The sequence below is a fragment of the Rickettsiales endosymbiont of Peranema trichophorum genome, assembly GCF_004210275.1.
GTDB lineage: Bacteria > Pseudomonadota > Alphaproteobacteria > Rickettsiales > Midichloriaceae > RICK02.
This window is the reverse complement of sequence record NZ_SCFA01000106.1, coordinates 1-25,879: the sequence shown is the minus strand read 5'-3', so window position 1 is coordinate 25,879 and position 25,879 is coordinate 1. Positions and strand designations below refer to the sequence as shown.

The following is a 25,879-nucleotide window of genomic DNA, read 5'->3' as shown; positions in this document are numbered from 1 at the left end:
TACACAGGTATTGCGGCAAAAACCCTATCATACTGATAGACGAATACGACACACCTATACAAGAGGCTTACCTGGAGAAATACTACGAGAAGATGGTGGAGCTAATGCGTGGTATACTAGGTCAAGCCCTCAAGGATAACAGCTACCTCACAAAAGCCGTAGTTACCGGAATAGCACGTATCTCGCAGGAAAGTCTATTCTCTGGATTGAACAATATCTCTGTATATTCGATGCTAAGAGAGAGGTTTGGCCAATACTTTGGATTTACCGAAGAAGAGGTGCTCAAGCTATTGGATGTAACAAAACAGCCCGTATCGATCAGTGAAATCAAAGAATGGTACAACGGCTATCAAATAGGTAAATATGTCTTGTACAACCCATGGTCTATAATCAACTGCTTAGACCATGATGGAGAGTTGCAAGAATACTGGGTCAACACCTCAAACAATCAATTGATAGCTGATCTATTGAAGGGTGCAAAGCCTGTAGTCAAGAAGGCCTTTGAAGACCTGCTACAGGGCAAAGTGATACAACAGACATTATCCGAGAGCTTGGTGTTTCCCGATGTACGGAACAAGCCAGAAGCCTTATGGAGCTTGTTGTTGTATGCAGGGTACCTCAAAGTACTAAGCAGGAAGTTCATGGACTACAAACTTGTATGTGAGATAGCAATACCTAACAAGGAAGTAGGAGGAGTCTATAGCAAAATAGTATCTGATTGGTTTAGCGAGCCTGTCAGCGCAGAATCATACGACAGCTTTGTAAGAAGTTTAGCGGATGGGGATGTGGAGAAATTTAAGCTGTACATCTCAAGCTACATCGTACAAAGCGGCAGCTACTTTGATTTTAACAAGAACACACCTGAGCAGGTATTTCATGTGTTTATATTGGGTCTTGTGGTGGGTCTTAGAGGAGAGTACGACATTCAATCAAACAAGGAGACGGGTTTAGGGAGATGCGACGTAGCCTTAATACCAAAGGATATCACGAGAGCTGGCATACTTTTGGAGTTTAAGATCAGTGATAACCTAGAGACCCTTCATGAAAAAGCTGAGGAGGCCTTGAAGCAAATCAAAGAGCGTCAGTACATAGAGATGTGCAAGCAAAAGGGGGTCAAGGAGGTTTTAGCAATAGGCCTTGCATTTTGCGGTAAGCACATGGAACTGGTGTACAGTCACAATACAACGTTTTTTTGAACACGTATCACTGCATAAGATTTTACAAACCGCTATAAATTATATAGCATATAACAGAGATGGAACGTGTTCTTTCAAGTACTATGTCTTATTTCTTTCGTAACAGATTGCTTAACATACTTGCCTTTTTGTTTTGCCTTTACATGGCATATAACAGCTACACAAAGCGCCATGGATATTCAAACCACACACAATTCCAACCAGCTTTCAAAGCATCTGGTGAAGAAAAAAATGGGCAAATCACAATTAATCTTGACCCACATAAAAAATATGATGATTATACGTGGACTGAAAAAATAACGTATCACATGTTTCGCAGTGAGATCGAAGACGCTCAGAAAAAAGCACAAGCAAATCAAAAGAAGGAATCGCAGTGATAACACCTTTGTTGCTAACAACCTAGAAAAAGTAGAGATAACAAGATGATATCATCAGCTTTGACGGGATTCGTGTCCAGAAGTAGGGCTACGCTTTTCTGCCTCTTGTTGATACTACTTTACGGTTGCATATCGTACGTCACAATCCCTAAAGAAAGCACACCGGATGTACAGATACCTATGATATATTTGTCTGCTGTATATCCAGGAATATCACCTGAGGATTGTGAAAACCTGATATTGGAACCTTTAGAAAAGGCTCTACGTTCGATCAACGGCATTAAAACGATCACATCATATGCAAAAGAGGGTGTTGCATCAATTATCATGGAATTTTTCGTTGGTTTTGACAGCAATAAAGCCTTGCAGGATGTCAGAATGAAGATAGATGACGTTCGGAACGAATTACCCAAAGACATGGATCAACCTACAGTACAGGAGCTTAACTTAAGCCTACAGCCTGTACTGGGCGTGATACTTACTGGGGATGTTCCAGAAAGAACGCTAGTACACCTAGCAAAGAACCTATCAAACAAGATAAAAATACTTCCAAACGTATTAGACGTAAAAATCAGGGGTGATAAAGAGGAGCAATTAGAGGTCACGCTACCACCTAAGTTTATGGAAACATACCTACTCTCCATAAATGCTATATCATCAATGATCGCCACAAACAACGTACCAATTACCGCAGGGTCGATTGCTACCAATAGTGGTGAGTACAGCATCAAGATTCCTAGTTTAATTAAAAATTTTGACGAGTTACTGGAATTTCCAATTAAAGTCAGTGGGGATAGCGTCATAAAGCTTAAAGACGTTGGTGACGTCAAAAGAACATTTAAAGATTCTCTAAGCATCGCAAGAATCAACGGAAAACCAGCTGTAGTTCTGGACGTATCCAAGAGAATTGGCAGGAACATCATATTAACTGTAGCTGAAATCAAGGAAGCTGTACGTCGTGAAAGTGCAGATTGGCCAAGGGATGTTCAAATACTTTATTCTATGGACGAATCGCAGGACATAAAAGACACTGTCTCTGATCTTGAGAACAACTTGTTTGTTGCGGTCATACTCGTCTTAATCGTCATTGTAGTAACTGTAGGCGCTAGATCTGCTCTGATCATAGCCTTATCAATACCATCTTCTTTTCTGGCAGGTGTATTGATGTTATACATTGCAGGTTATACGCTCAATATGATCGTGTTATTTAGCTTGATACTAACCGTTGGTATGATCGTAGATGATGCAATAGTGATCAGTGAGTTTGCCGATCGGAAGATGGTCGAGGGTATGTCACCGTCTATGGCATATCTGACTGCCGCTAATAGGATGTTGTTACCGGTATTTACATCTACATTGGTTAAGATTCTCGTATTTCTACCGCTACTTTTTTGGCCGGGCATTATTGGACAATTCATGAAATACATGCCCATTACAGTGATCGCCATACTGACGAACTCTTTGTTCTTCGCCTTATTTTTTCAACCAGTATTGGGTAAAATGTTTGGCGGTAAGTCAAGTATTTCGGACGAGGAGAAACAAGCAATGTCTGCCGCTGAGAATGGTCACCTTGAGAATTTAACAGGTATCAGCAAAGCTTATTGTCACCTACTGATGAGAATATTAACAAAACCAAAGCTATTTGTGTTATCTACTCTTGGAACACTTGTAGCTGTATATACGTTTTTCTTTTTCTTTGGTACTGGTAAGGAGCTTTTTCCAAAGATCGAACCAGCCAACGCACAACTCATAGTACAAGCTTCTGGTAATTTATCTTTGCATCAAAAAGATCAAATTTTTAAGGATCTGGAGACCAGAATCGCTCCATTTCTCAATGAAATAAAAATAGCTTACTCTGCGGTAGGCATTGAAGATACCTCTATTGAAAACTGCATAGGCAAGATCAACATAGAATTTCAGCATTGGAATAAAAGGCGCAAAGCATCCTATATAATCTCAGACTTAGCAAAAGCTACTGCTGATATTAAAGGCGTGAACATTCAAATAGTTGAAGAAAGAGCTGGGCCACCTTCAGGTTTACAGCCTATATCCATAGACTTTTCATCAAGGGATCTTGATGCCAACACATCGTTTGTTGATCAGCTACTACTTCATATGAAACAAATCGGTGGTTTTAAAAACATCAATGACAGCAGAGCGTTGGAAGCGCTAGAATGGAGAGTGGATATTAACAGAGGGCTCGCAGCTAAATATGGTATCAACCTTGATGCGCTTGGCAAGTTTATTAAGCTAACGAGCAACGGATTAAAAATTTCCTCCTACAGGCCTAGCGATGCCTCTGATGAGCTTGACATCGTACTGCGGTTTCCAAAGGAGATCAGACACATCAAGGCGCTTGAGAACTTAAGGATCGTAACAGATAGCGGCATGATTGTTCCGATATCACAATTTGCAAAGATATATCCAGCAAATAAGGTGGGGAAAATCAAGCGTGTGGATGGAGAGCGTGTGATAACGATTTCAACGGATGTTGATAGCAATACGCTAGTTGACACACAAGTTAATAAGTTGAAACTATGGCTGGACACGCATAAAAATCGATCTGTGAACGTCAAATTTAAGGGTGAAGAAGACGACAAAAAGGAAAGTGGGACCTTTTTACTAAACGCATTTCTTGTAGCTCTATTGATGATGTTTATGACTATGCTGGTACAGTTTAACAGCTATTATCACACCATGGTTGTTATGAGCGCAGTCTTTTTATCAACTGTAGGGGTGCTCTTGGGGTTGTTGATCAGCATGCAACCTTTTGGCATCGTGATGTGTGGCATAGGCATTATAGCCTTATCTGGGGTCGTACTAAACAACAATATATTATTTATAGACACATATCAAAGGTTGATGCTTGAGGGCATCCCAATAGAAAAAGCGGTAGTCATGGCGGGGGTACAGAGGATGAGACCTATACTGCTTACGGCTATTACGGCAATTCTTGGGCTACTACCTATGGTATTTGGAATTGTGATCAACGTGTATGAGCTTGACATATCGATAGGCTCACCAAGCAGTCAATGGTGGAGACAGCTCTCTGCATCAATAGCTGGGGGCCTTGCCTTTGCAACAATTCTCACATTATTTTTTACACCAGCATTGTTATTGGTTGGCAGGCGTTTTGACGCAAGGAGATATATTCCGACCCAATCACAAGAGTAATAAATAATTTGCTATTATATTATTAATAGCCTATAACAGTCTCTGTTGGCCTCTGTGGCGGAATGGTAGACGCAGCAGACTCAAAATCTGCCGTCCTTCGAGGATGTGCTGGTTCAAGTCCAGTCGGGGGCACCATGTTATGAGACTTTTCCTTCTACTATTGCCAAGTTATGGGGAATAAACGTTTGGTTTGGCTTCAGTGTAAACTCGATCTTTTTGACGTTTGAGAGCTCGTTTCCTATGATCTTGACATCATAGCTTTTGGATTTGTAAGTATTATCATCTAGCTTTAGCACCTGTGAACGCCAACTTGGGCATACCACATCTAAATTGCTTATGCTCCAGCTTATCATGACCTTCTCTTGAGTCACCTCCACTGTAATCCCTGGTATACCAGCTTTCTCCTGATCGATCTGCTTGCCATTTATCCATATGGCCCACCTATCCTGAGATTGGTATATGATAGAGTTTAGATGGAAGGACATCGTGTGTACACCAGCAGAAGGATCGTGCCCTCTTAACCTTAAAGAGGTATAGTGGAGCGTATCAAGTACTTTGAGGATTTTTTCTATTTCATCATTAGAAAACATCACGGATTCAAAAACGGATGAGCTCTTTTTTTGGACCTTTTTCGTACTTTTTGGATCCGTTCCCCCATGCATTTCACTTAACACATGCTTTACCTTGTTATCTTCACCTATTTTGACTAATTTGTTGACGGATGGCTCTGTGGTAATTCTACAATACTCATCATATGTGTTTTTGATTAGTTGCTCATCCAACTCACTCAGCTGCACGGCGGTATCATACATGGTATCAAAATGCTTGTTGAGCACTGACAATATCTCCTGCAAAGAGTCCATTGGAAACTTGCAGTCTATTCCTCCGAAATTTTGCGTTCTTTGAATATACCTACAATATTTATCGTCTTCTCTTGATATTTTTCTATAAATCAGACCAAATACCGGCTTTTCATAGCAAATTGCAGGAACACACTTTTTTGTTTCCAGCGGTATATCTCTACAGCTATGTACACTCAGGTACCTCATGTCGACTTTTCTCAAAACGTTAAATGGAAATTCCACGTCTTGGTTATTTGAGCCATCGGTATTTTTTGTAATAACATAGCTTGGGTCATAATCAAATGGAACGGCAGAATCGTCTCCAGCAAATGGCTGCATAGGAGCTAGAAATAACAATACACTGATACTAATGCTTTTACTTAACGTCATCATTTTGCCCACTGATGATTGACTTGAGATCATGCCATATCAGATTTAATTTTACCTGCACCATATCTTTTTTTGCCTCCTTACGAATAAGTATTTGTTCGGTAATTGGAGTATCAAGCCTAACAATCCTCAATCTTGTGATATGTACTATGCCAGGCATCTTATTTACCAGCTCGTCTATAAACTGCAAAGCCTCGATATCGACGTAAGTACCGAAGTTGATTGCCACCTCGCTGTATTCAAGGCCTACGTACTTTTTGAGAACATCACGCCTTAGAACAGGACTTGAGATGTTAACTTCTAGGTTATTAATGAGATATGACTGCCTCAGTTGATCGATAATACTTTTGGCGTATTCTATCTTTAATCCACTTGTAGTGACATGTCGCTCTTGCAAGCCAGTCCACTGAGTTAACATAGAATTCACATTCTTTATTCTATCCTGGAGTTCTAACAGCTGTGTTTTCAGCTGTGCGTTATCCTTGTATACTTCTTTTTCTAGAGCATCCAAAGAGTTGTTATATAAATTTGTGAGGCTCAATAACACCAAAGCACATACTAGAGCTATAACGAACCTAAGATTTTGACGAATGTAATAGAATTTCAAACTAGTCATCATTTAAGCAATCGGAAAAGTAAGCACAAGTTCAAGATTGATTGGTTTATTGTTATTTTCAAAGAAGTCCTCCTCTAATAACTCGGATATTTCCACTTTATAGCCTTCAAACTCCTTATTTAACTCTTCGACATACTGCTGATAAGTCCTTAATACGTCGCTATACTTTCCATGGCATGCGAATGAAATTAGAAACTTGCATGTTATTGCAAATTTTTCATCTCTCTTGGGTTGAGCGGACATGTGGTCTACCGCTGGTTTATATATCAGTTTTGGTACATTAAAACTAATATCGATCTTTTTCGCTCTTACAACTTCTGGCATTATAGAGCTTAGCCTTTCTAATATTGTGATAGGCTGAGTCTTATATTCTTGAAGCACTTGATAACTCTCTACAATTTCCTCAACTTCAGCGATATCTGTCTGTCCACCTAGCTTTTGCCCTACTTTTTCTTCCGACTTTTTTTCTTTCTGTAGTCCCAACAGTAGGGTATTCTGTTCTTGTTTCAGCGTTTGAAGAAGATGAGCAGATTTGACAATGTTGCTGACATTCAAGATTCCACACAGTAAAATCAGACAAATAGCGGTCTGTAGGCTATAAACAGCGACTTTAACAGCTCTTACAAACCGATATACTTTTAACGTTTCATCGGTATGAGTTAGCATTACTCTCTTAGTTTTTCTATGCATTAGAGCAAGAATTACAGGATCAGCGAATCTATCACCTTCTTGTGCTATTTGTGTAGAAAAACCTAGTAACCGCCCAAACTCATATGGTGTATACATGGTAATTTTTGCATTCTTATCACTGAACCTGGCTAATCTTATGCTCTTTTTTATATCGCTTGAAATAACCACACATACATTAACTTCATCTTGAATGTTTGGCATAAATTTGTGTATGAGATCTAAGCAATTCACGATCTCCTGTTCCACATCTCCTGCTACGATATCTGCGTTTTGTTCTATACTTGGCAACAAGCGACTTGACAGCACCTTACCTCCAAAGAAAACTGTGCTTCTAATACCACCACATTTTGTGAGTGTTATAGTTATTTCAGTCTTTTTTGTACTTACAGTGCTATTTTTCCAAAACTTGTATTTGCTATTTTGGGGTTGCTTGTCCTGCACAACTTCTCTTACTGCCTGAGGTAAGACTGCAAGCTCTACAGGAACACAGTATATACCTTCTATGAGATTGTAGTAAGAAGAAAAGAAGTTGAGCCACGTGGACACAGGAGACTGGAGTGAAACTGTGATGAATGTGTACAGAGACTCGGTCGCTTCCACATGTGCTTTACCCAGACACACCAGGCTTTTTATACAAAACGGTGCATTTATTTCTTTGTTTAAAAATTTCCAAGCAACAGTATGTCCTCCAAACATACCTAACTCTGGAAGGCTGTGCTGTACATATGACTGTTCCTGAGTATCCAAAAACAGATGTATGACTGCATCCTGGTCGTTCTGCAAAATCTTTTTTAACTCAAACGCATCTGAGTCATTGACTGATCTTACAAACAACTTTTTTGCAAACACATCTCCAACGAAGTACAAAACCACTGCACCACTATGTCCTATGGAGATGTACAAACAAGTATGTTGTTTTACAAACTTACCAAGCATCAAAAAAAATACCCCAATCCACTATGATCTCAAGTTAGTATCATCAGGGATTGAGGTAAAGTCTTTTGTTTATACTAGTTGGTACCTAGTAAACTATGTATGACTTACAGTTTCACCGCAGCAGGCTAGTTCTGCTCCGAAGTCACTGAGTTCATTACATGTCTCACCAAGATGTTGCAGATACGGCAACACCATCTGCACTTTCAAATCGTGGAGCGACGCTTCAGTGATAGCATCATAGGCCCCTTTCAAGGCAGTATAATGATCATAAAAATCAGGAAGAGTCGAGCACTGAACGTTGGATTGTATCGACTGCGCTGGGATAGCATTGATAGCATTTTGAAGAGCCTCCACTTTGCCTTCACAGTCATCACCACAGCTAAACTGAGCATATTTTTTGAGAGACTCTTGTTTATCAATGTCCGGTACTGGTATAGCTCCACCATTTACTGCCACCACGCCTACTTTTCGCATCAATGCATCGACCTCTGTAGAACCACTACTACTATCTTCATAAATTTTTCGTATTCTACCAAGATCATCGCCCAACATATCTTTCAGTTTACTACAATCAGCAGGATTGGCAGCATTTGCTGGCTTCCAGACATATGTCTTGATACTCTCCAAACATGATTCCAGAGCATGATCATCCTTGAGATCCTGAAGACGTACATCATAATAGCTTTTCATGATACTCTTAACAGTGTTATCGCCCACAGGATTAGTTGATAGTATTTTGAGCAATGGTTCTAGTATATCTGCCTGAACACCATCATCAGATTTGGCATATGCATACTTCAAAAGATACCTATGCACTAGCATTTTAGCTTCAGTTTGCAAGATACTACCCCCTGACTGCAACTTCTTTAACACAGGCTCCAGCTTCGTCTCAATGCCAGTACCAGTACACTTCTCAAACTTCCGACCTTTGGCATCAAAACAAACATCAACTCCTGGATTTTGAACTCCAGAATACGCTTGATCTATCTCTTCAAGGGTTGGTTGAAGTGCAGCAGCTAAGGTATCTTTTGTCAAGTTTGACGGTGTTGTGGCACCATTGAACACTGCAAAAAACGACACAACAGTTTTCCCATTGTCAGACTCAACATCCTTACCTATCAACTCCACTAACGCTACTTTCTCAGCAGGAGTCAGAGGCTGTCCTTGATCCAGCTTTATCAAGCCAGACTTGATGTCTTGCTTGAATGAAGCAATGGAAGGGCTCTGAGCAGTTTCTATATACTCCATAAGAGTAGCAAGGCTAGTCAATACTGAAACCATGGTTTCAGACTGTGATATGAATATCATCCCATTGGGATGGATCTCCCCATGTACTTGTTTTGCATATTGACCAACCTCCATCCTAGCGCTATAGAGTCCAATCGCTTGCTTTATTGCACCAGTATTCAGCGTTCTTGGAGACTCCATTACATCATTGTCAACGTTCATATTTTTGATATTAATGTCTGCCATATCTTTGTGATATTTCAGCATGACGAACCCAAGTACGACAGAGTATTCTTTAGTCTCATTACTGTTTTCATCGCTATTGCAAATGATTTGAGCTACTTTAGTAGCTATCTGAATGGGTGTAAAAGCACTGCAGTCATTATTTTTTTGCTCGGTTGTGGATGTGGTACAAACATGAGACATGACTGTCTTCATATTATCAAGTGTTATAGCATCTAAAGGCTCCTTTTGTTGAAATATGTCTGCCATTTCTTGAATACCTAAAGCTCCGATTGCCAGAACCGCATCCTTCACATTTTGAGGCACAGCCGAAGATAACTGATACAAAGCCTGTGCAGCATCCTGCTGCGTTTCCTCAACAGCATACTTCACAACGTTTTGAAACTGTTTGTAGTCTTTAAAGTATTGTCCCAATTTCACACTATCAAACAAAGTCCCCTTCCAACTCTTAGCCTCCACACCCTCGACGAATCTGACTGCACGCCCAACATAAAGACCATCATCAACATTAGAATCAGTATTAGGCGCTACATTCCCTTCCACCGCATCCGCCAATGAAATTGTGAAGAAATTTACCAAAGACTGTGGAGCAACTGTGATAGATACTGCCTCAACATCCAACTTTACTTTACTTAAAGCAGCAACCATACCTGATGCATCTTTAAAGAAGTCTCTTAAGAGTAACTTATCTAAGTATTTCAGAGCATGTATGTCATACTTATCAACATCCATATCAACTATATCTGACAGAGACTTACGCTGATCATCAGTCAGAGCCTTCCATGCAGCTTCATCATAAGCATCCAATACCTCCATAGTTGTTACCAGTACATCTGTGTTGGCTTGCAGAAGTTCTGCCACATCTATTTGCAACACTTTGAACAACTTGTTAAGAGCTAATCCAATAGTATCAGCAGTAAACTGCTCCTTAGCAAAGGCTCTCACCTTCACTTTCTCGTCATATGATAAGTTATTCGATGTACGTGATATCAATTTTGCAAGAGCACCTTTCAGGACATCATAATTAGCACTTGTATCATTCACAACGTCAAGCAACTTCTTGCACAACGCACTGTTCTCTCCAGCATTCTCAATATTCCTTGGCAAACCAGCTGGCAGTTGTTGTCCTAGAGTATTTTTAATATAATCATAAGTGTTAAAGACCTGATCATAATAATCTACCAAGGCTTTCACACTACCTTGATCCATAGATACAGCAGTTGGAACCTTGAAAGTAATACCAATACTGTCTAAAGGAGATGCTTTTAAAGTACTAGCATATACCATAAAGGCAGCAAATTTACCCGATATCGCCTTACTCTGCTCACTTACATCTTCTGTATTTAACAGGAAGGAAGCAGCTCCTTTAGCGATTGCTTGGATTGTTAAAGGACAGTTCAAAGAACTTACAGGCATCGATGTATTATCGAGCTTGACAGTAGCACTAGTCAGAAGATCAGATGTTCTTGCTGTATCGCACAAAAATTTCACAATCTTGACAAAATCATCTCCGTGCTTCACAAAGTCCACATTACCAAAATCCGCAAGAGCAGATATCGCCACTTGTACATCTGTAGAAAGGGCAGACGCTTGATTGTATAGCTTGTCAGCCTTATCAGCATCAAACCCATTTCGAGCTGTAGCATCATAAGCACCTTCAACCGCATCCTTTAACTTTTGAGCACTTGCAAAGTTCTGGTGTAAAACCATCGCATCATGCATAGATGCTGTCCATCCATTCTTTTGCAAATTCTGAATGACATCGACAACCTTCTGAACATTCACCACATCACTGATGTGAGCTTTAACAGACTCATCAACTGTCATCTCCAGATACTTCTTGTAAGCATCTGCTTTCAGCTGATCATTGGAGACATCCTCCAGTATTTTCACAAACGTATCAAGGGCAGAAAACTTGCTCAGCATTGCTTTTTCTGAAGGCAAGAGCGTAACACCGTTTTGTAGTACACCATCCTTAACAAATTTCTCAAATATTGCCTTCAAATCGTCCTTTGGCTTTTGATCGAGACCAGTCCACTTCGCTTGACCATACTGTTCCAAAGCCTGGTCCAGTGTAATCTCAAAGTAAGCTTCATACTGAGATGCAGCCAGCGTAGCTTTGCCACCGCCAAAATCCGTCAACACTTTTGCCAATATGTCTGCATTTAGATGATCCCTAAGCACCTTTTGATCATCGTAAGATAACTGTTCCCCTTGACGCAATTGACCAGCAGCGTCAAATTTTGCAATAATCTGTTCTAATCTGGCATCATACGTTAAGGATGTACTTCCAGCATGATAGTTAAACGCCTCCTGAGCACTGTACTTAAGTGCAGCATCCAGTTGACCTTGTAATTGTGTATCTTCTTCCACTCCGAGCGCCTTAAACACGTTTTGAAGAGCAACGTTAATTGCCTCGGTACTGTATAGACCAGATGCAAATTTATGGACTGCAAGCTTCTCTTGGTATCCAGGGTTAGTAGTCTGCGCACCAACTAATAGGTTACCTAAAGCAGTTTTTACATCAGCATCAGCACTTTTGAGTGCGTTCCAGAGATTCATCCTTTCTTGGGCAACAGCATTAGAAGCACCGATCTCTTGATAGTAATCAGATACCTTCTCATAGTAGTTGTACCATTCATTTATATCGGTGTATGCAAAACCCAGAGCTTTAGGCTTCTCAACGACAATAGCATATTGTGCGACATCATTATGAGGAGCCTGTAGCAGAAACTCCATAAACTTCGATACAACCGTTGCTTTTTGCAAATCAGTAGCGGAAGGCATAAGAAGATCAGCAGACTTTTTGCAAATCTCTACAGCTGACAATCGCTGCGGCGTAACAATAATCTGTGTTACAACAACACCACTACTGCTAGCATTTGAACCATTACTTCCATTTGCACTGTTATTGAGCTGCCCTGAATTACCTGTCAAATTTGCTGGCGTTGCATTATTGACAATGCTGCCAGCAGGTACATTTGCTGTCGAGTTACTACTGGTTCCATTACTTGCAACATTTGCAGACTGTGTGGCAACCGTACTAAAATACGCATCGCGAACATGCTTCAGAATCTTTACAAAGTGTTGAGCGTTGCTCGACAAATCCACTGTTTGAAGTTCCCCAAGAGCAGATATCGCATTTTGTACATCTGTAGAAAGGCCAGACGCTTGGGCGTATAACTTATCAGCATCAAACCCATTTCGAGCTGTAGCATCATAAGCACCTTCAACTGCTTCCTTTAATTTGTCAGCACTTGCAAAGTTCTGGTGTAAAACCATCGCATCATGCATAGATGCTGTCCATCCATTCTTTTCCAAATTCTGAATGACATCGACAACCTTCTGAACATTCACCACATCACTGATGTGAGCTTTAACAGACTCATCCAGTGTAACCTCCAGATACTGCTTGTAGTCTTCTGCTTTCAGCTGAGTATTGGAGACATCCCCCAGTATTTGCACAAACGTATTGACGTCGCAAAAACCTTTCAGCGCTATTTGCTCTGAAGCCGACAGCTCAACATTACTTTCTGGTATACCATCCTTAACAAACTTCCCAAATATTGCCTTCAAATCGTCCTTTGCGCTTTGATCGAGATCAGTCCACTTTGTTTTACCATACTCTTCCAAAGCTTCGTCCAGTGTAATCTCAAAGTACTCTTTGTACTGATCCGCACCTAATGGTGTCTTGCTATTACCAAGATCACTCAACACTTTTGCAAATACTTCGGCATCCACATTTTCCTCCAGCAACTTCTGATCATCGTACTCTATCTTCTTGTCTGAACTCAATTTACCGGTAGAAACATTAAATTTTCCAATAATCCCCGCTAACTTAACATCATATGTGAATTTAGTACCGTTAATATGATGATTAAAAGCATCCTCAACTGTAATCTTTACATCTGATCTAAAACCTGTTGTACAGTTACTCTGTAAGAAAGTATCGATACTCTCACTAGTACCGTATACGTCGGCAAAAACAGCACATGTTTGGTCAACAGTTATCGCTCTCAACACCAACTTATCTGCATACTTTAAGTCCACTGTATCCTTACCAAACTTATTACCGATAAGATTAACAAGAGCAGTCTTAGTTTGAGAGTCTAATCCGGTATAATTATCCCCCAAATGCTTAGTTAAAGCTTCTTCCAAGCTGATCTTCACATAATCGTTATACCAATTCGGATTTGCAGCAACCTTAGTATCATAATCAGCACCAAGGCTGCGTAAATTGTATACATCTCTGATGATAGTAGTAAGATGTTCAGCCTTACATCCTTTTATAGCCAATTTCTGTTGATACGATAAACCCTTACCACTACCATCAATAATGATTTCCTTAAGCACCTTAATAGCTTCAGAAAACACATCCTTATTACCCTCATATTTGGCTTGACAGTCAGATAGATGTTGGCTTTTTTGAGCCTCAAACACATCTTTGATAGTCAACTCCTTTAACTTCCCATTCCAGAGATCAAGCATAGCCTTCTCATATTGGTCTTTTCCACTCAACAACTTTAGCAATGCTTTTCCTGGCTGATCATCACCTTCCTTTTTAAACACTGCGCGCAAGGCTAGTCCTTCAGTATATGATGTCTCGTGGTAATCGTCGTAGATCATCCCAGAAGATGAGACATCATAATTACCATCCGACTTCAACTCACACAATGCATCAAGTGCCTCAGTCACACCTACCAGAGCCAGCTTTGAGTTGCTCTGCTTTATTCCATCTCGCAGCTTAATCACATTCTCAAACGCCTCAGGTACAGATGCAATCTGCGGGATAGAGGTAGAAGGAGATGTCTTTAAATCCACCAACACCTTCTTTAGTGCATCAACACTCTCAAAAAAATGAGACAGGGCCGCACACTGCTTCTTAGTCAAAGAAACCTTAGCAACATCTTGTGCATCTTTAAGAGCATTCAAAGCTTCTTTTGATAGTTGCACCCAATCGTTACCTTGCTTATTTGGATGACCATCGATAACCAAATCCACGTTAGCGGCAGGAAATATCTTTGCCAGATCGCTGTCTGCTGGAAGCTGCGCTATTCCTGCAGGCTTATCAGCCATTATATTGCTAAAGCTAGTGATATCTACGCTGTTGTCACTCAACAACTTGCTCTCTCCATTCTGTGGAACCCATTTACTATCACGCAGTTTCTCAATGACCTTCACGACCTCATTAACCTTACTATCAGCAACACCATTAACACGACCCTTCACAGACTCTACCAGCGCGATCTCCACATATTGCTTATAGCTATCGACTTCCAAGTTCTTCGCACCGCACACATCTTCCAATACACTAACTATCTTTTTGGCATCTCCATCACAAAAACTTCTTAGCTCTAATTCATCCGAATACTCCAATGAGACATCCTTGATGTCTTTAATTCCACTACCATCAATAAATTTTTCAAATATCTTCTTCACAGCCTCTTTGCCCTTTACGCTGAGACTAGACCACTTCGCACCACCATGATGGTTCAAAGCATCTTCCAATGTAACTGTAAAGTAGCCCTCATAACTACTGCCATCAAATTTCTTGTTATCAGCAAGATCTGTTAACACTTGAGCCAGCATCTCAGGTGTCATATGCTTTTTAAGGGCCTGCTTGTCAGTATAAACTATGTCTTTCCCTGTAGACACTCCACCGCTCACAGTCTCAAATTTCTCAATGACGCCCTTTAGCAAATTTATCACACCATCTCCAATTGTGGGTTGAAGACGACATGTTAAGGAATCCTCAACTGTAACCTTCACAGCTTGCGAGTAATTATTCTTGAAACTAGCATCACTAGGCTTTGTATACGCATCTGTAAATACATCATACGCTTTGTCGCTAGACATCACTTTCAATTCCAATTTATCTTCACATTGTAAGACCACACCAGTACGCAACTTCCCTGTATTTTCATCGAAACTTCCCTGAATAAGCTTAACAAGCTTATTCTTATTTTCATCAGATAATACCTTGTAGTCACCCTTTAAATGCTCTTTCAAAACTTCTGGTAAACCTATACCAATAAAGCCTTGATATTCAGCGTCGCTTAAAGCCAACTGCTGTTGGTTATGCAAATCCTTCAATATCGCAATCAGCTTATCAGCACCCTCCTTACCTGCACCGCACAAACTTTTTAGCAACAATCTCTCGGCGTCGCTCAACTGACTAGTGAGGGCGCCCTTATTGTTAAACTTATTAATGACATTTGTGATATCATCCAATTTTCCATCGCCTAGGGCCTGATAGCCTTCAGACGCACGATTCGTGAGCACATCTTTAAGCTCCAACTTCAAAATAACGGCTAGCTTGCTCTTTACATCTTGGTGACTCGAGGTACTAGGACCATACAGATCTTGCATGACGTTAATCCATTGTTCAGCACCAGCATCACCCACTCCAAACACCACACGCAAAGCAACTTTTTCCTCGTAGTCTGAGGAATGGGCTCCCCCCAACATTAAAGTTTCATACCCCCCTTCTCTATTAACCTCTAGGAAGGCATCCGCAGCTTTTGCGATAACCTCATCCTTAACAGACGGAGCCACCATAGCTTTGAATCTCTCCTTAAGATCCTCTTTGCCTGCAGCCTTCATCATAACAAGAGGAAAACTCAACATTAGCTCTAATTGCTTCACTACAGCTGCATCTTCTAAATCACTAGAGACATAAAATTCCTTTATCACTTCAAGCCACTTCTTGGCGCCAGCGGTACCAACTCCAAACACTGCGCGCAAAGCAACTTTCTCTGTGTAGTACCAGTACCCCATGCACACACCACTTCTGTCAGCCTCTAAGAAAGCGTCCGCAGCTTTTGCGATCTCATCCTTGCCAACAGAGGGAGCCATAGCCTCTAATTTCTTCTTAAGATCTTCTTTTCCTGAACTCTTCATTGTAGCGCGATCAAACTTCAAAATCACATCCAATTTCTTCAGTACAGCTTGATCTTCTGAGGTACTGTCACCATACACCGCCTTCATTACGCCGAGCCATTTGTCAGCGCCACTGACTCCAAACACCTGACGTAAAGCCTTTTTCTCTTCATAGTCTGACGAGTCGGAAGAATACCAATCGGTTGTATACTCCCCTTCCCTACTAACCTCTAGGAAAGCGAGCGCAGCTTTTTCGACAACATCATCGCCAACGGACGGCGCAATAGCTTTGAGCTTTTGTGCCACTGACTCCTTAGTTGGTGTAGCACCTGATTGCCCAACAACTGCAGAAACGAAAGATTGCGTATTGGTTACACCAGCTGGGGCTGAGGCCACAAGTTTATGCGCTTCGACTGGTCTGGATTCCACAGCTTTAGCCAGGTCAACAAGCTCCACTTTTGCCTGCTCCGCAGCTTTCACCACAATCTTGGCGATATCTGCATGGTCACTACTACTGTCGTATACAACCTTAGTACCCACTGCGCCGCCGGCAACATGCACTTCTTTCTTTAAAACAGCCAACATGTCTTCGACGTCAAGATAGCTGACGTATCGAAACTTAGACAGCACCTCAGCTACTATTTCTTCATCAGCTCTACTTGCCGAGAGCAACCGCACAATGATAGGCGCGACCTCCTTCATTTGTTTCTGCGCGTGCTTATTTAACTTAGCCATAACATTTACCTCTATAAAATCTATAAATTAATTATCCACAGCGACTATTCCATTGACTACATTACAAATAGTATACTGCACGCAATGTCAACTGCCGTACTTTCACTCTCTGATTAGTCTTTGGAACACTGACAGTATCCACACCAGGAATCTCAGTCTCACTCTGACGCATCACAAATTGACCAAAATCAAAATGACCATACCCTATGTCGAAATCCATACTGTCCAAAACCTTAAACTTCAAACCAAGAGCAACATTGTACGTCAAACTGGAAGTCTCCCCGCCAGACAATGGAGGACAAGACTCAATCACAACATCACCTCCTCTAGACCTAGGGACTATAATCTTTGCATTATAAATGCTGGAACGATTCTTTGCATACCCCACACCCACCTTTGCATAAGGCTTGACGTAAGTATACAATGGTAATGTCCAGTAACCATCTAGAGACACCCCTCTAAGTGCAATGTTCTGCTTCCCAACAAATAAGCTGGTACGGATAATGGGCGCCACACCCTCATACTTCACCTTCTTCCAATAAGCACTGATGTCTGCACTGAACGTATCGCTAAATTTGTATCCGAAATAAATGGATGGAATATTACTTGAGCTTTTCAGCCTCTTTTTTAGATACACAGCAACGTGATCCACCTCCACATACTTCAACTTACGAAATTTGCTCCCCACATCCATACCAAGACCGACGTAAAACTTACCGCTTGTGTCGGACACTGTCGTTTTTGATTGCTCTGCAAGCGCTGTATTAACGACACACAAGGCTAACAGTAAGGAAGCTAGGGATTTCATTGCTTTCATTGTTAAATTATTTTTTGTTACTCAACATGGTCGTAATTATATACCATTTTTTTCAAAATAACAAACAAAATCATAACTTTATGAAACTCGGTTTTACTTCCTGTCAATAGCCCATCAATCTTGCAAGCTACTAGCATACATAGCTCGCCTTATTTTGGTCTCAACACATGCACTGATCAGTTTTTTCACACATCCTACAAATTATTGTTTTCCAAATACATTTTTTGTAGTAGTAAATAGATCGTTAACAAAATTTTATGAGTTCAAAAACATATGGCAGACAGCGCTCTTTCTTTTTTACACCTAGCTCCTATTGTTGCTATTACGTTACTTGTGGTCGCCTCAAGAATCAGCTCCTGGTTTGGTAACGGCAGCTTATCACAGTTAAAAATCGATCCTTTTTTGGTTGTGTTCTCCATAATCGGTATCGCATCTGGCTCCCATGATCATCACCACACTGTATACATGCTTGACCCTTGCTTTGTATATTATGGTGTTTTGGCTTTTGTAGCTGGTCACATATTTAAGTACAGCAGAGATAACACGGTGAAAGCCATATAGTCTCCTTTCGTTATTTGAAAAAAGGCTCCCTTGCTTATCGGCTCTGGAGCCTTTTTTGTACCAAATTTTTATTTTCGTCTGCTTTGCACCTATTGCTTGATCGCCTCTTTAAGTTTGCTATCTCCATAGTATTTCCTCCGTCCTGCGTTCTGTGTAAGAGACACGCTCCTTTTGACTTTGAGTTATGCGACATATGCCTTTCCGACATCAAGTTTATTGATAGCAGCATCTGTGTGATATGTGGGATACGTCATGCCTTTAATACTTGCACATCACCATATCCCACAGAGGCAGCTATTATCTACAACAAAACTGCTGCAAGATTGCTATATTCCTTTAAGTACAAGGACAAGACACGGATTGGCAAGATATTTGGTGTCTGGCTCCGTGAATGCGGCAAAAACATCATACAAAACTCAAACATTATAGCACCTGTCCCTCTCCACAGACAGCGGCTACAGAAGAGAAAATACAACCAATCTCTCATTCTTGCTCAGGAGATCAGCAAACATTACAAGCACATAAAGCTGATACCAAATTTACTATTGAGAAGGAAAAATACTACACCTCAATATCAACTTACAAGCACAGAGCGTATTGGCAATATTTCAAACGCTTTTGAATGCAACCCAAGGTATGCCTCTATGATTAGTGGCAAACGCATATTAATAGTTGACGACATCCTTACAACTGGTGCTACAACCAAAGAGTGTGCTAGAGCCTTAGATGGCTTAGAGCCATGCCAGGTATCCATACTAGCCCTCGCCAGAACTGTGAGATAGCTCCGCCCGAGAGAGACCCCACACACAACACCGCTCCACGATCTCGATCTCCTGGCTTCACCATCTCCGTGCCTTTTACCTTCCATCACACCCCTTTCTCACTACCGCCTCTCCTCTGCCACGCCCGTGAAAACGGGCATCCATCTGCCTTTGCCAACAACTTAACATACTACTTTTGCCCGAATTCTTTTCATTCCAATTAATTTGCGGACAAGCTCTTACACATACTCCAGAGCTTCTTCGTATGATTACTTGGCAAATTCGGTATAATTCTTCGCGCAAGCATCAATCAATGGGACCTAAAATTCACTTTATAGACGCGCAAGGTAACCGATCATTGGTACGCGAAAACGTCGATCTCACCCCATCCCAATATATCCAATGTGGCCCGCGCAGGTATGAACTCAAAACATCTGGAAGCTATATCAAACCTGCCCTCTCTAGCGAGCATCGCATTCAGCTTCTCCCTTAGTGCGTGCAAATGAACAACATCATGTGCAGCATATTTTAGTTGTTCCTGAGTTAATATCTCTGCACCCCAATCTGACGTTTGCTGTTGCTTTGACAATTTAACCCCTAGCAACTCACTGCATAGATCCTTTAACCCATGCTGATCTGTATACGTTCTAGCTAACCTGGAGGCTAATTTCGTGCAGTACACGTTTCTTATCTCAACGGACAGATAGTACTGCATTATGGCCACATCAAACCTTGCAAAATGAAAGATCTTTAGACGTTTATCATCTGTGAGCAACTTCTTTAAGTTGGGGCACTCGTAATTGGCTTTGAGCATATCATCCTTTACAAAGTGAATGATGTGCACAGCGTTATTCTCATCACAGATTTGTACTACACACAGCCTATCCCTCTTATTTTGGAGGCCCATAGCTTCAGTATCGATAGCCAACGCACCTTTTAGAGTAACGGACGATGGCAAATCGTTGATGTGATACATAATCCTATCTTCTAGTTTATCCATAGCTTCTTTCATTATCTCAAACCTTGATGCTTCATTTAAACGCCGTCTAGCTGCTCGTCAATCCTATACGGGAAAAGAGTCACTCCACACACCTTGTTATATCATCCGCGACGGATTAATCAAGGCGATATCACTTGTTAACTTTGATGTAGTCTATCTTTTCAGTTAACAGGGATTGCACAAACTCTGTTACTCCTAGCCTACGTGCTTTTTTCAAACGTTCTGCCCTTAGAATTGCCAGGAGCTTATTGAGGCTCTCTACAAGGTCTCGGTTGATGATCGAGTAGTCGTACTCGTGCCAATGACTTAGCTCATCGTCTGCTTTGTCCATTCTATTCTGTATTGTGCTTTCATCATCCTGGGCACGTTTAACGAGACGATTAAACAACTCCTGCTTGGAAGGAGGAAATATAAACACGCTGACGACATCTTCCTTGGCAATTGCACTAATTTGCCTGTTACCCTGCCAATCGATGTCAAACAGGACGTCTTCCCCTTTTAATAGCTCCTGATCCACAAACTTACGAGGTGTACCATAAAGCTCACCAAATATTTCTGCATATTCTAGAAACTCACCATTACGTATCATCTGTTTAAAGTTAGCATGATCCGTGAAATAGTAATGCACGCCATCAATCTCATTTGGCCTTTTTTTTCTGGTGGTGACGGAGATTGAGGTATGAATATGCTGGTCGACTTTCAAAATATGGCGAGCGAGCGTGGTCTTGCCGGCCCCGGAGGGGGAAGACAATATCAGCATTAGTCCACGTCGATCTGTACCTTGCATAACATTTTTTGCTATATTTCAGCTGTGGTTATAACACACACCACGCAATCGGTAAACTTGAAAGTTGATGTCTCCCCCGTCTTTGTATCAACTACTTCACAAAGACCAACCTGACATTTCTTTATCGTAAATTTTGAAATTCGCCGTAGTTTTGACCCTGCACAAAGCATGTCACACCAAATTTGACTGATGGCACTATAGGGCTAGGCAAGTTTCGTATGAAAAACCAACCTATTAGATCTTGCTTTGTAGGCTCATTGTTAAAGGGAATCTGGCCTTCTTCCAGTGTTCCTAAAAAAAACAAGGATAGGCCATCAAATACTTGGGCTTCGTTTACAAAGTCCTGTTCACGGACCGATACCGTTACCACCAACTTTGGAGGATTGGACAGAGTGATGCCAATTTCTTCTTTTGTTTCTCTGGTGATTGCCTCTCTTGGGGTTTCACCATCCTCAATTGTTCCAGACACACAATGCCAATATCCAGGAGAAAATTTTTGAGTAGCAGCCCTTCGTGACAGAAAAATATTATCCCCATGCATTAGAATCAAGTGTGGAACTACGTGTATTGGCATTTTGCCTTTGTTTTAGCTTTACGAACACTTGCTACCAGATACCAATACTGCATCGAAATTGTCAAGCCCACTGATTGTTTTTATAAAAACAATAACTTAAGCAATATTGATACACAGTTGAAGCAAACATAAAAGTGTATATAATCAGAAAATATTGTTTATTGTTTGGTAGTATAAAAACATGGAAGGCTATATAGTAGTAAGGGGCGCAAAGGAGCATAACTTAAAAAACATCAATGTGGAAATTCCAAGGGATCAGTTGGTCGCTATAACTGGTGTTAGCGGTTCCGGCAAGTCCTCCTTGGCATTTGACACAGTGTATGCTGAAGGACAAAGGAGGTACGTAGAGAGCCTTTCGACCTATGCAAGACAGTTTTTGGAGTTACAAAACAAGCCTGATGTTGAACTGATAACTGGTCTGTCTCCTGCAATTGCAATAGACCAAAAGACCACTTCGAGAAATCCAAGATCGACGGTATCTACAGCTACTGAGATATACGATTACTTGAGATTATTATATGCAAGAATTGGAATACCTTATTCGCCTGTAACTGGCCAACCCATAGAAAAGCAAACACCTCTCCAAATGATCGACAACATTAAGACTTTACCGGAAGGTACGGAGGTCTACATACTAGCTCCTCTTGTCAAAGGTCAAAAGGGCGAGCATCGTAAAGAGTTGTTATTATTAAAAAAACAAGGTTACGACAAATTTAAAATAGATGGCCTTTTGTACGAGTTTGAGAACTTACCTATTCTTGACAAGAACAAAAAGCATTCGATAGAGGTGATAATAGATCAAATAACCCTTAACCCACTTTCCCATGATGCTTTGTCAAACGCTATCCACACAGCTTTAAAGCTAAGCAACGGCATAGTTTTTGTTGAAATTATCGCCACACCACATGGTACAGACTGTGACCATCGTGATGGTGAGATTATCATATTCTCAGAAAACTTTGCGTGTCCGATATCTGGGTTTACCCTCACTGAAATTGAGCCAAGAATCTTTTCTTTTAACAGCCCTTATGGCGCTTGCCCAAAATGTGATGGCCTTGGCTCAGAAGTATTTTTTGATCCTGCCCTTATTGTGCCTCAACCACAACTTAGTTTAAAAGATGGCGCAATATCTCCGTGGTCTAAAATGGCCAGCAAGTCGCCCGATGCAGAAAACAAGTTTTACACTCAAACACTGGAGGCGCTTTCAAGACACTACGGTTTTTCCATGTTAACTCCTTTTAACGACCTCTCGGAAGAAATCAAAAGGGTCATACTGTACGGTTCAAGTTGTGACATTGAATTTGTATACACCGACGGATTTAGAAAATCTAAGGTTGTTGAACCTTTTGATGGTATTATACCGAGTCTAGAAGCGAGACTACTAAAAACAGAAAGCGACTTTGTCAGAGAGGAATTAAATCGTTATCAAAACAAAAAGCCATGCTGTGCTTGTGGAGGTTACAGGCTTAGACAAGAATCTTTGTGCATCAAAGTTGGGGGTCAGAATATAGGGGAGCTTTGCACTATGACTGTTGCAAATGCAATGAAGTGGTTTGAAGGACTACAGGAGAAGCTTAGCGCAAAGCACATACAGATAAGCGAGCGTATTATCCTTGAACTACACAAAAGGTTGGGGTTTCTGTTTGACGTAGGATTAGAGTATTTGACGCTCAACAGGGAATCGAGCACTCTTTCTGGAGGAGAGAGCCAAAGGATTCGCCTTGCTTCACAAATTGGTTCTGGGCTTAGCGGCGTACTTTACGTGCTGGATGAACCGTCTATAGGCCTTCATCAATGCGACAACCAAAAACTGCTCACGACTTTAAAAAACCTCAAAAATCTCGGCAACACTGTTATAGTTGTGGAGCACGACGAAGAAACAATTTTAGCTGCAGATTATGTATTTGACATAGGGCTAGGAGCTGGAGTACATGGTGGAAACGTTATAGCTTCTGGCACACCAGAGGAGATTTCTTCTCACCCTATAAGCATTACTGGAAAGTATCTCTCGGGCAGGGAGTATATACCTGTTCCAAGTGTATTGAGGCAGGGTCATAAGAACAAGCAGATTCAACTGACTGGTGCAAGAGCTAATAACCTTCGAAATGTCGACATCAGTATTCCACTGGGTACTTTCATAGCGATTACAGGCGTATCAGGCAGCGGAAAGTCTAGCCTGATCATACAAACACTGTACAAAGCTGCCCTTAAAAAGCTTCATGGCACAAAGACATTCCCTGGAGAATACGATAAACTGTCGGGTTTGGAATACATAGATAAGATTATTGAAATAGATCAATCTCCGATAGGCAGAACACCTAGATCAAATCCGGCGACTTATACAGGAGCTTTTACTCCAATTAGGGATCTATTTGCGTCCTTACCGGAATCAAAAGCCAGGGGGTATAAGTCTGGTCGTTTTTCATTTAACGTCAAAGGCGGAAGGTGTGAGGTATGCGAAGGAGATGGCGTATTAAAGGTTGAGATGCATTTCTTACCCGACGTATACGTGAAGTGCGAGGAATGTCACGGCGCACGTTATAACAAAGAAACGCTTGAGATGCTGTATAAATCGCGTTCGATAGCGGATGTTCTTAACATGACCGTTGACGATGCGACCACTTTCTTTGCCGGCACACAAATCATTCACGAGAAATTGTTAGCAATGCTGGAAGTGGGCTTAGGCTATATGACTGTAGGACAGTCGGCAACTACCTTATCTGGAGGAGAAGCACAGAGAGTAAAACTTGCAAAAGAGTTATCTAGAAAATCCACTGGCAGAACTCTCTACATACTTGATGAGCCGACAACTGGCTTACATTCTCACGACATTAAAAAATTGCTGGAGGTACTGCATAAGCTGGTGGATGCTGGCAACACTGTTTTGGTTATAGAACACAACCTCAACGTCATCAAAACAGCAGATTACGTCATAGACGTAGGGCCGCACGGAGGAGACAAGGGTGGCGAGATAGTTGTTGCTGGCACTCCAACGGACGTCATCAACTGCCCATATAGTCTGACAGGCAAGTATTTGAAGCCATACATGGAGCACAAGCTATACAACAGTGCTGGTTAGTTAAACCGCGGAAGCGGCTCACTTGACTCTAGGCTCACTTTACTGCAGGCTCACCTTACTGGTCCATTCGTCAAAAGTCTAGATTTTGAATATCTGTATTAGAGTGCTGGTGTCATTTTTCAAAGTAGGGTTCAGGGGATTATCAAAGAGGAGTTCAGCGGAACAGTAGCAATGAAACATAGTAAGTGATAATGAATTTGATAGCATGGTTACCTATCTTGCATATTTAAGCTCACGATATATTGTAGAGCGGCCAATATTCAGTTGCTTAGCAGCAGCAGTTGGGGAAAGACCTGATTCAATTAACCTTAACGCTGCATCAAATTTCTCTTTGTCAAAAGTAGGACGGCCGGGTGTTTTACCCTTTAGCCGGGCTGCGTTTATACCTTCCTTAGTACGTTCCGAAATTAATCTTCTTTCAAAATGCGCTATAGCACCAAATACATGAAATACCAACTCTCCTGCGGCAGAAGATGTATCTATCTTTTCTTCTAGCGACATTAAACCAATCTTACATTCTTTCAGATACTCTACTGTTTCAAGTAATTCCTTTAAGCTACGTCCTAAACGATCAAGCCTTACTACACAAAGTACATCATTTGGTCTTGCATAATCAATCAGGGCTTCTAATCCAGGTCTGTTAAAGATCTTGCCGCTTATCACATCTTCAAAAATCCGAATAGCACCAACTTTAGTCAGACGCTGCCTCTGAGAATCTAAGTCTTGTTGTTGTGTTGACACACGCGCATATCCCAAAATGTTGGTCATTACCTTGCCATTATGTATTCAACATTAAGAGCGACTTTTTGCCAGATCTTATCACAAGTAAGTATAGGGCAATTTTTGAACATTGCTAAAGCAATACACCCTCTATCTCCTAGCGATAGACCATACTGTTTTGTTTGTTTGATGATCTTTGCTGTTATTAATGCCTGTCCTTCACAAAAATCGATAATTTTGATACCGGACAGTTTTATCAGATTTCTACAATCATC

16 protein-coding genes and 1 tRNA gene are annotated in these 25,879 nt (G+C 41.1%); 7 read left to right on the top strand and 10 right to left on the bottom strand.

Features of this window, described 5'->3' with window-relative positions:
- The 4 genes from EDM53_RS05350 to EDM53_RS05335 form a co-directional block, all read left to right on the top strand.
- On the top strand, window positions 1–1,196 hold a 1,196-nt coding region (locus tag EDM53_RS05350), incomplete at its 5' end, for a PD-(D/E)XK nuclease domain-containing protein (RefSeq protein ID WP_130122628.1).
- A gap of 59 nt (window positions 1,197–1,255) precedes the next feature.
- Window positions 1,256–1,573, top strand: coding sequence for a hypothetical protein (locus tag EDM53_RS05345; RefSeq protein WP_130122627.1), 318 nt, complete (start codon window positions 1,256–1,258; stop codon window positions 1,571–1,573).
- 45 nt (window positions 1,574–1,618) lie between these two features.
- Window positions 1,619–4,747 (top strand): efflux RND transporter permease subunit, encoded by a 3,129-nt coding sequence (locus EDM53_RS05340; protein WP_130122626.1) that lies wholly within the window; start codon window positions 1,619–1,621, stop codon window positions 4,745–4,747.
- Between the two features lie 48 nt (window positions 4,748–4,795).
- Window positions 4,796–4,882: transfer RNA gene (locus EDM53_RS05335), tRNA-Leu, on the top strand.
- Between the two features lie 2 nt (window positions 4,883–4,884).
- Here EDM53_RS05335 and EDM53_RS05330 read toward each other — a convergent pair.
- The 5 genes from EDM53_RS05330 to EDM53_RS05310 form a co-directional block, all read right to left on the bottom strand.
- Complete coding sequence (locus EDM53_RS05330) at window positions 4,885–5,979, bottom strand: hypothetical protein (protein ID WP_130122625.1); 1,095 nt, start codon at window positions 5,977–5,979, stop codon at window positions 4,885–4,887.
- A complete protein-coding gene (locus EDM53_RS05325; RefSeq protein WP_207215492.1) occupies window positions 5,966–6,595 on the bottom strand; it encodes a hypothetical protein in 630 nt (209 codons plus the stop codon). Before EDM53_RS05325 ends, EDM53_RS05330 begins: the two co-directional genes overlap by 14 nt.
- Before the next feature lie 3 nt (window positions 6,596–6,598).
- On the bottom strand, window positions 6,599–8,221 hold the full coding sequence (locus tag EDM53_RS05320) for a hypothetical protein (RefSeq protein ID WP_130122623.1): 1,623 nt from the start codon (window positions 8,219–8,221) through the stop codon (window positions 6,599–6,601).
- Window positions 8,222–8,314: 93 nt separating this feature from the next.
- Window positions 8,315–17,305: a hypothetical protein gene (locus tag EDM53_RS05315; protein ID WP_130122622.1), complete on the bottom strand. Its 8,991-nt coding sequence runs from the start codon at window positions 17,303–17,305 to the stop codon at window positions 8,315–8,317.
- Between the two features lie 61 nt (window positions 17,306–17,366).
- Window positions 17,367–18,113: an outer membrane beta-barrel protein gene (locus tag EDM53_RS05310; RefSeq protein WP_165379670.1), complete on the bottom strand. Its 747-nt coding sequence runs from the start codon at window positions 18,111–18,113 to the stop codon at window positions 17,367–17,369.
- Window positions 18,114–18,395: 282 nt separating this feature from the next.
- On the opposite strand from EDM53_RS05310, the gene EDM53_RS05305 reads away from it, so the two are divergent.
- Together EDM53_RS05305 and EDM53_RS05300 are read left to right on the top strand one after the other, a co-directional pair.
- Window positions 18,396–18,683, top strand: a complete 288-nt coding sequence (locus tag EDM53_RS05305) for a hypothetical protein (protein WP_130122620.1) — start codon at window positions 18,396–18,398, stop codon at window positions 18,681–18,683.
- A gap of 14 nt (window positions 18,684–18,697) precedes the next feature.
- Complete coding sequence (locus EDM53_RS05300) at window positions 18,698–19,465, top strand: ComF family protein (protein WP_340641748.1); 768 nt, start codon at window positions 18,698–18,700, stop codon at window positions 19,463–19,465.
- 334 nt (window positions 19,466–19,799) lie between these two features.
- Here EDM53_RS05300 and EDM53_RS05295 read toward each other — a convergent pair whose 3' ends face one another.
- From EDM53_RS05295 to EDM53_RS05285, 3 genes are all read right to left on the bottom strand, one after another.
- Entirely contained in the window at window positions 19,800–20,456 is a 657-nt protein-coding gene (locus EDM53_RS05295) for a ribonuclease D (RefSeq protein ID WP_242507904.1), read from the bottom strand.
- A gap of 118 nt (window positions 20,457–20,574) precedes the next feature.
- Window positions 20,575–21,231, bottom strand: a complete 657-nt coding sequence (gene gmk / locus EDM53_RS05290; RefSeq protein WP_207215491.1) for a guanylate kinase — start codon at window positions 21,229–21,231, stop codon at window positions 20,575–20,577.
- A 121-nt stretch (window positions 21,232–21,352) separates the two neighbouring features.
- Window positions 21,353–21,805: an NUDIX domain-containing protein gene (locus EDM53_RS05285; protein ID WP_130122617.1), complete on the bottom strand. Its 453-nt coding sequence runs from the start codon at window positions 21,803–21,805 to the stop codon at window positions 21,353–21,355.
- Window positions 21,806–21,986: 181 nt separating this feature from the next.
- Here EDM53_RS05285 and uvrA point away from each other — a divergent pair, with 181 nt between their 5' ends.
- Window positions 21,987–24,884, top strand: coding sequence for an excinuclease ABC subunit UvrA (gene uvrA / locus EDM53_RS05280; RefSeq protein ID WP_130122616.1), 2,898 nt, complete (start codon window positions 21,987–21,989; stop codon window positions 24,882–24,884).
- A gap of 213 nt (window positions 24,885–25,097) precedes the next feature.
- On the opposite strand, the gene EDM53_RS05275 is transcribed toward uvrA, so the two are convergent.
- Together EDM53_RS05275 and EDM53_RS05270 are read right to left on the bottom strand one after the other, a co-directional pair.
- Window positions 25,098–25,652 (bottom strand): recombinase family protein, encoded by a 555-nt coding sequence (locus tag EDM53_RS05275; RefSeq protein ID WP_130122615.1) that lies wholly within the window; start codon window positions 25,650–25,652, stop codon window positions 25,098–25,100.
- Window positions 25,652–25,879, bottom strand: a 228-nt coding sequence (locus EDM53_RS05270; protein WP_130122614.1) for a PIN domain-containing protein, incomplete at its 5' end; no start/stop codon positions are given. The genes EDM53_RS05275 and EDM53_RS05270, both read right to left, overlap by 1 nt.

Excerpts from the sequence above, each read along its gene's own strand:
- EDM53_RS05305 (WP_130122620.1), top strand. The coding sequence starts at position 18,396 with ATGGCAGACAGCGCTCTTTCTTTTTTACACCTAGCTCCTATTGTTGCT.
- uvrA (WP_130122616.1), top strand. The coding sequence starts at position 21,987 with ATGGAAGGCTATATAGTAGTAAGGGGCGCAAAGGAGCATAACTTAAAA.
- EDM53_RS05320 (WP_130122623.1), bottom strand. The coding sequence starts at position 8,221 with ATGCTTGGTAAGTTTGTAAAACAACATACTTGTTTGTACATCTCCATA.
- EDM53_RS05340 (WP_130122626.1), top strand. The coding sequence starts at position 1,619 with ATGATATCATCAGCTTTGACGGGATTCGTGTCCAGAAGTAGGGCTACG.
- EDM53_RS05315 (WP_130122622.1), bottom strand. The coding sequence starts at position 17,305 with ATGGCTAAGTTAAATAAGCACGCGCAGAAACAAATGAAGGAGGTCGCG.
- gmk (WP_207215491.1), bottom strand. The coding sequence starts at position 21,231 with ATGCAAGGTACAGATCGACGTGGACTAATGCTGATATTGTCTTCCCCC.
- EDM53_RS05345 (WP_130122627.1), top strand. The coding sequence starts at position 1,256 with ATGGAACGTGTTCTTTCAAGTACTATGTCTTATTTCTTTCGTAACAGA.
- EDM53_RS05275 (WP_130122615.1), bottom strand. The coding sequence starts at position 25,652 with ATGACCAACATTTTGGGATATGCGCGTGTGTCAACACAACAACAAGAC.
- EDM53_RS05295 (WP_242507904.1), bottom strand. The coding sequence starts at position 20,456 with ATGAAAGAAGCTATGGATAAACTAGAAGATAGGATTATGTATCACATC.
- EDM53_RS05325 (WP_207215492.1), bottom strand. The coding sequence starts at position 6,595 with ATGACTAGTTTGAAATTCTATTACATTCGTCAAAATCTTAGGTTCGTT.
- EDM53_RS05285 (WP_130122617.1), bottom strand. The coding sequence starts at position 21,805 with ATGCCAATACACGTAGTTCCACACTTGATTCTAATGCATGGGGATAAT.
- EDM53_RS05310 (WP_165379670.1), bottom strand. The coding sequence starts at position 18,113 with ATGAAATCCCTAGCTTCCTTACTGTTAGCCTTGTGTGTCGTTAATACA.
- EDM53_RS05330 (WP_130122625.1), bottom strand. The coding sequence starts at position 5,979 with ATGACGTTAAGTAAAAGCATTAGTATCAGTGTATTGTTATTTCTAGCT.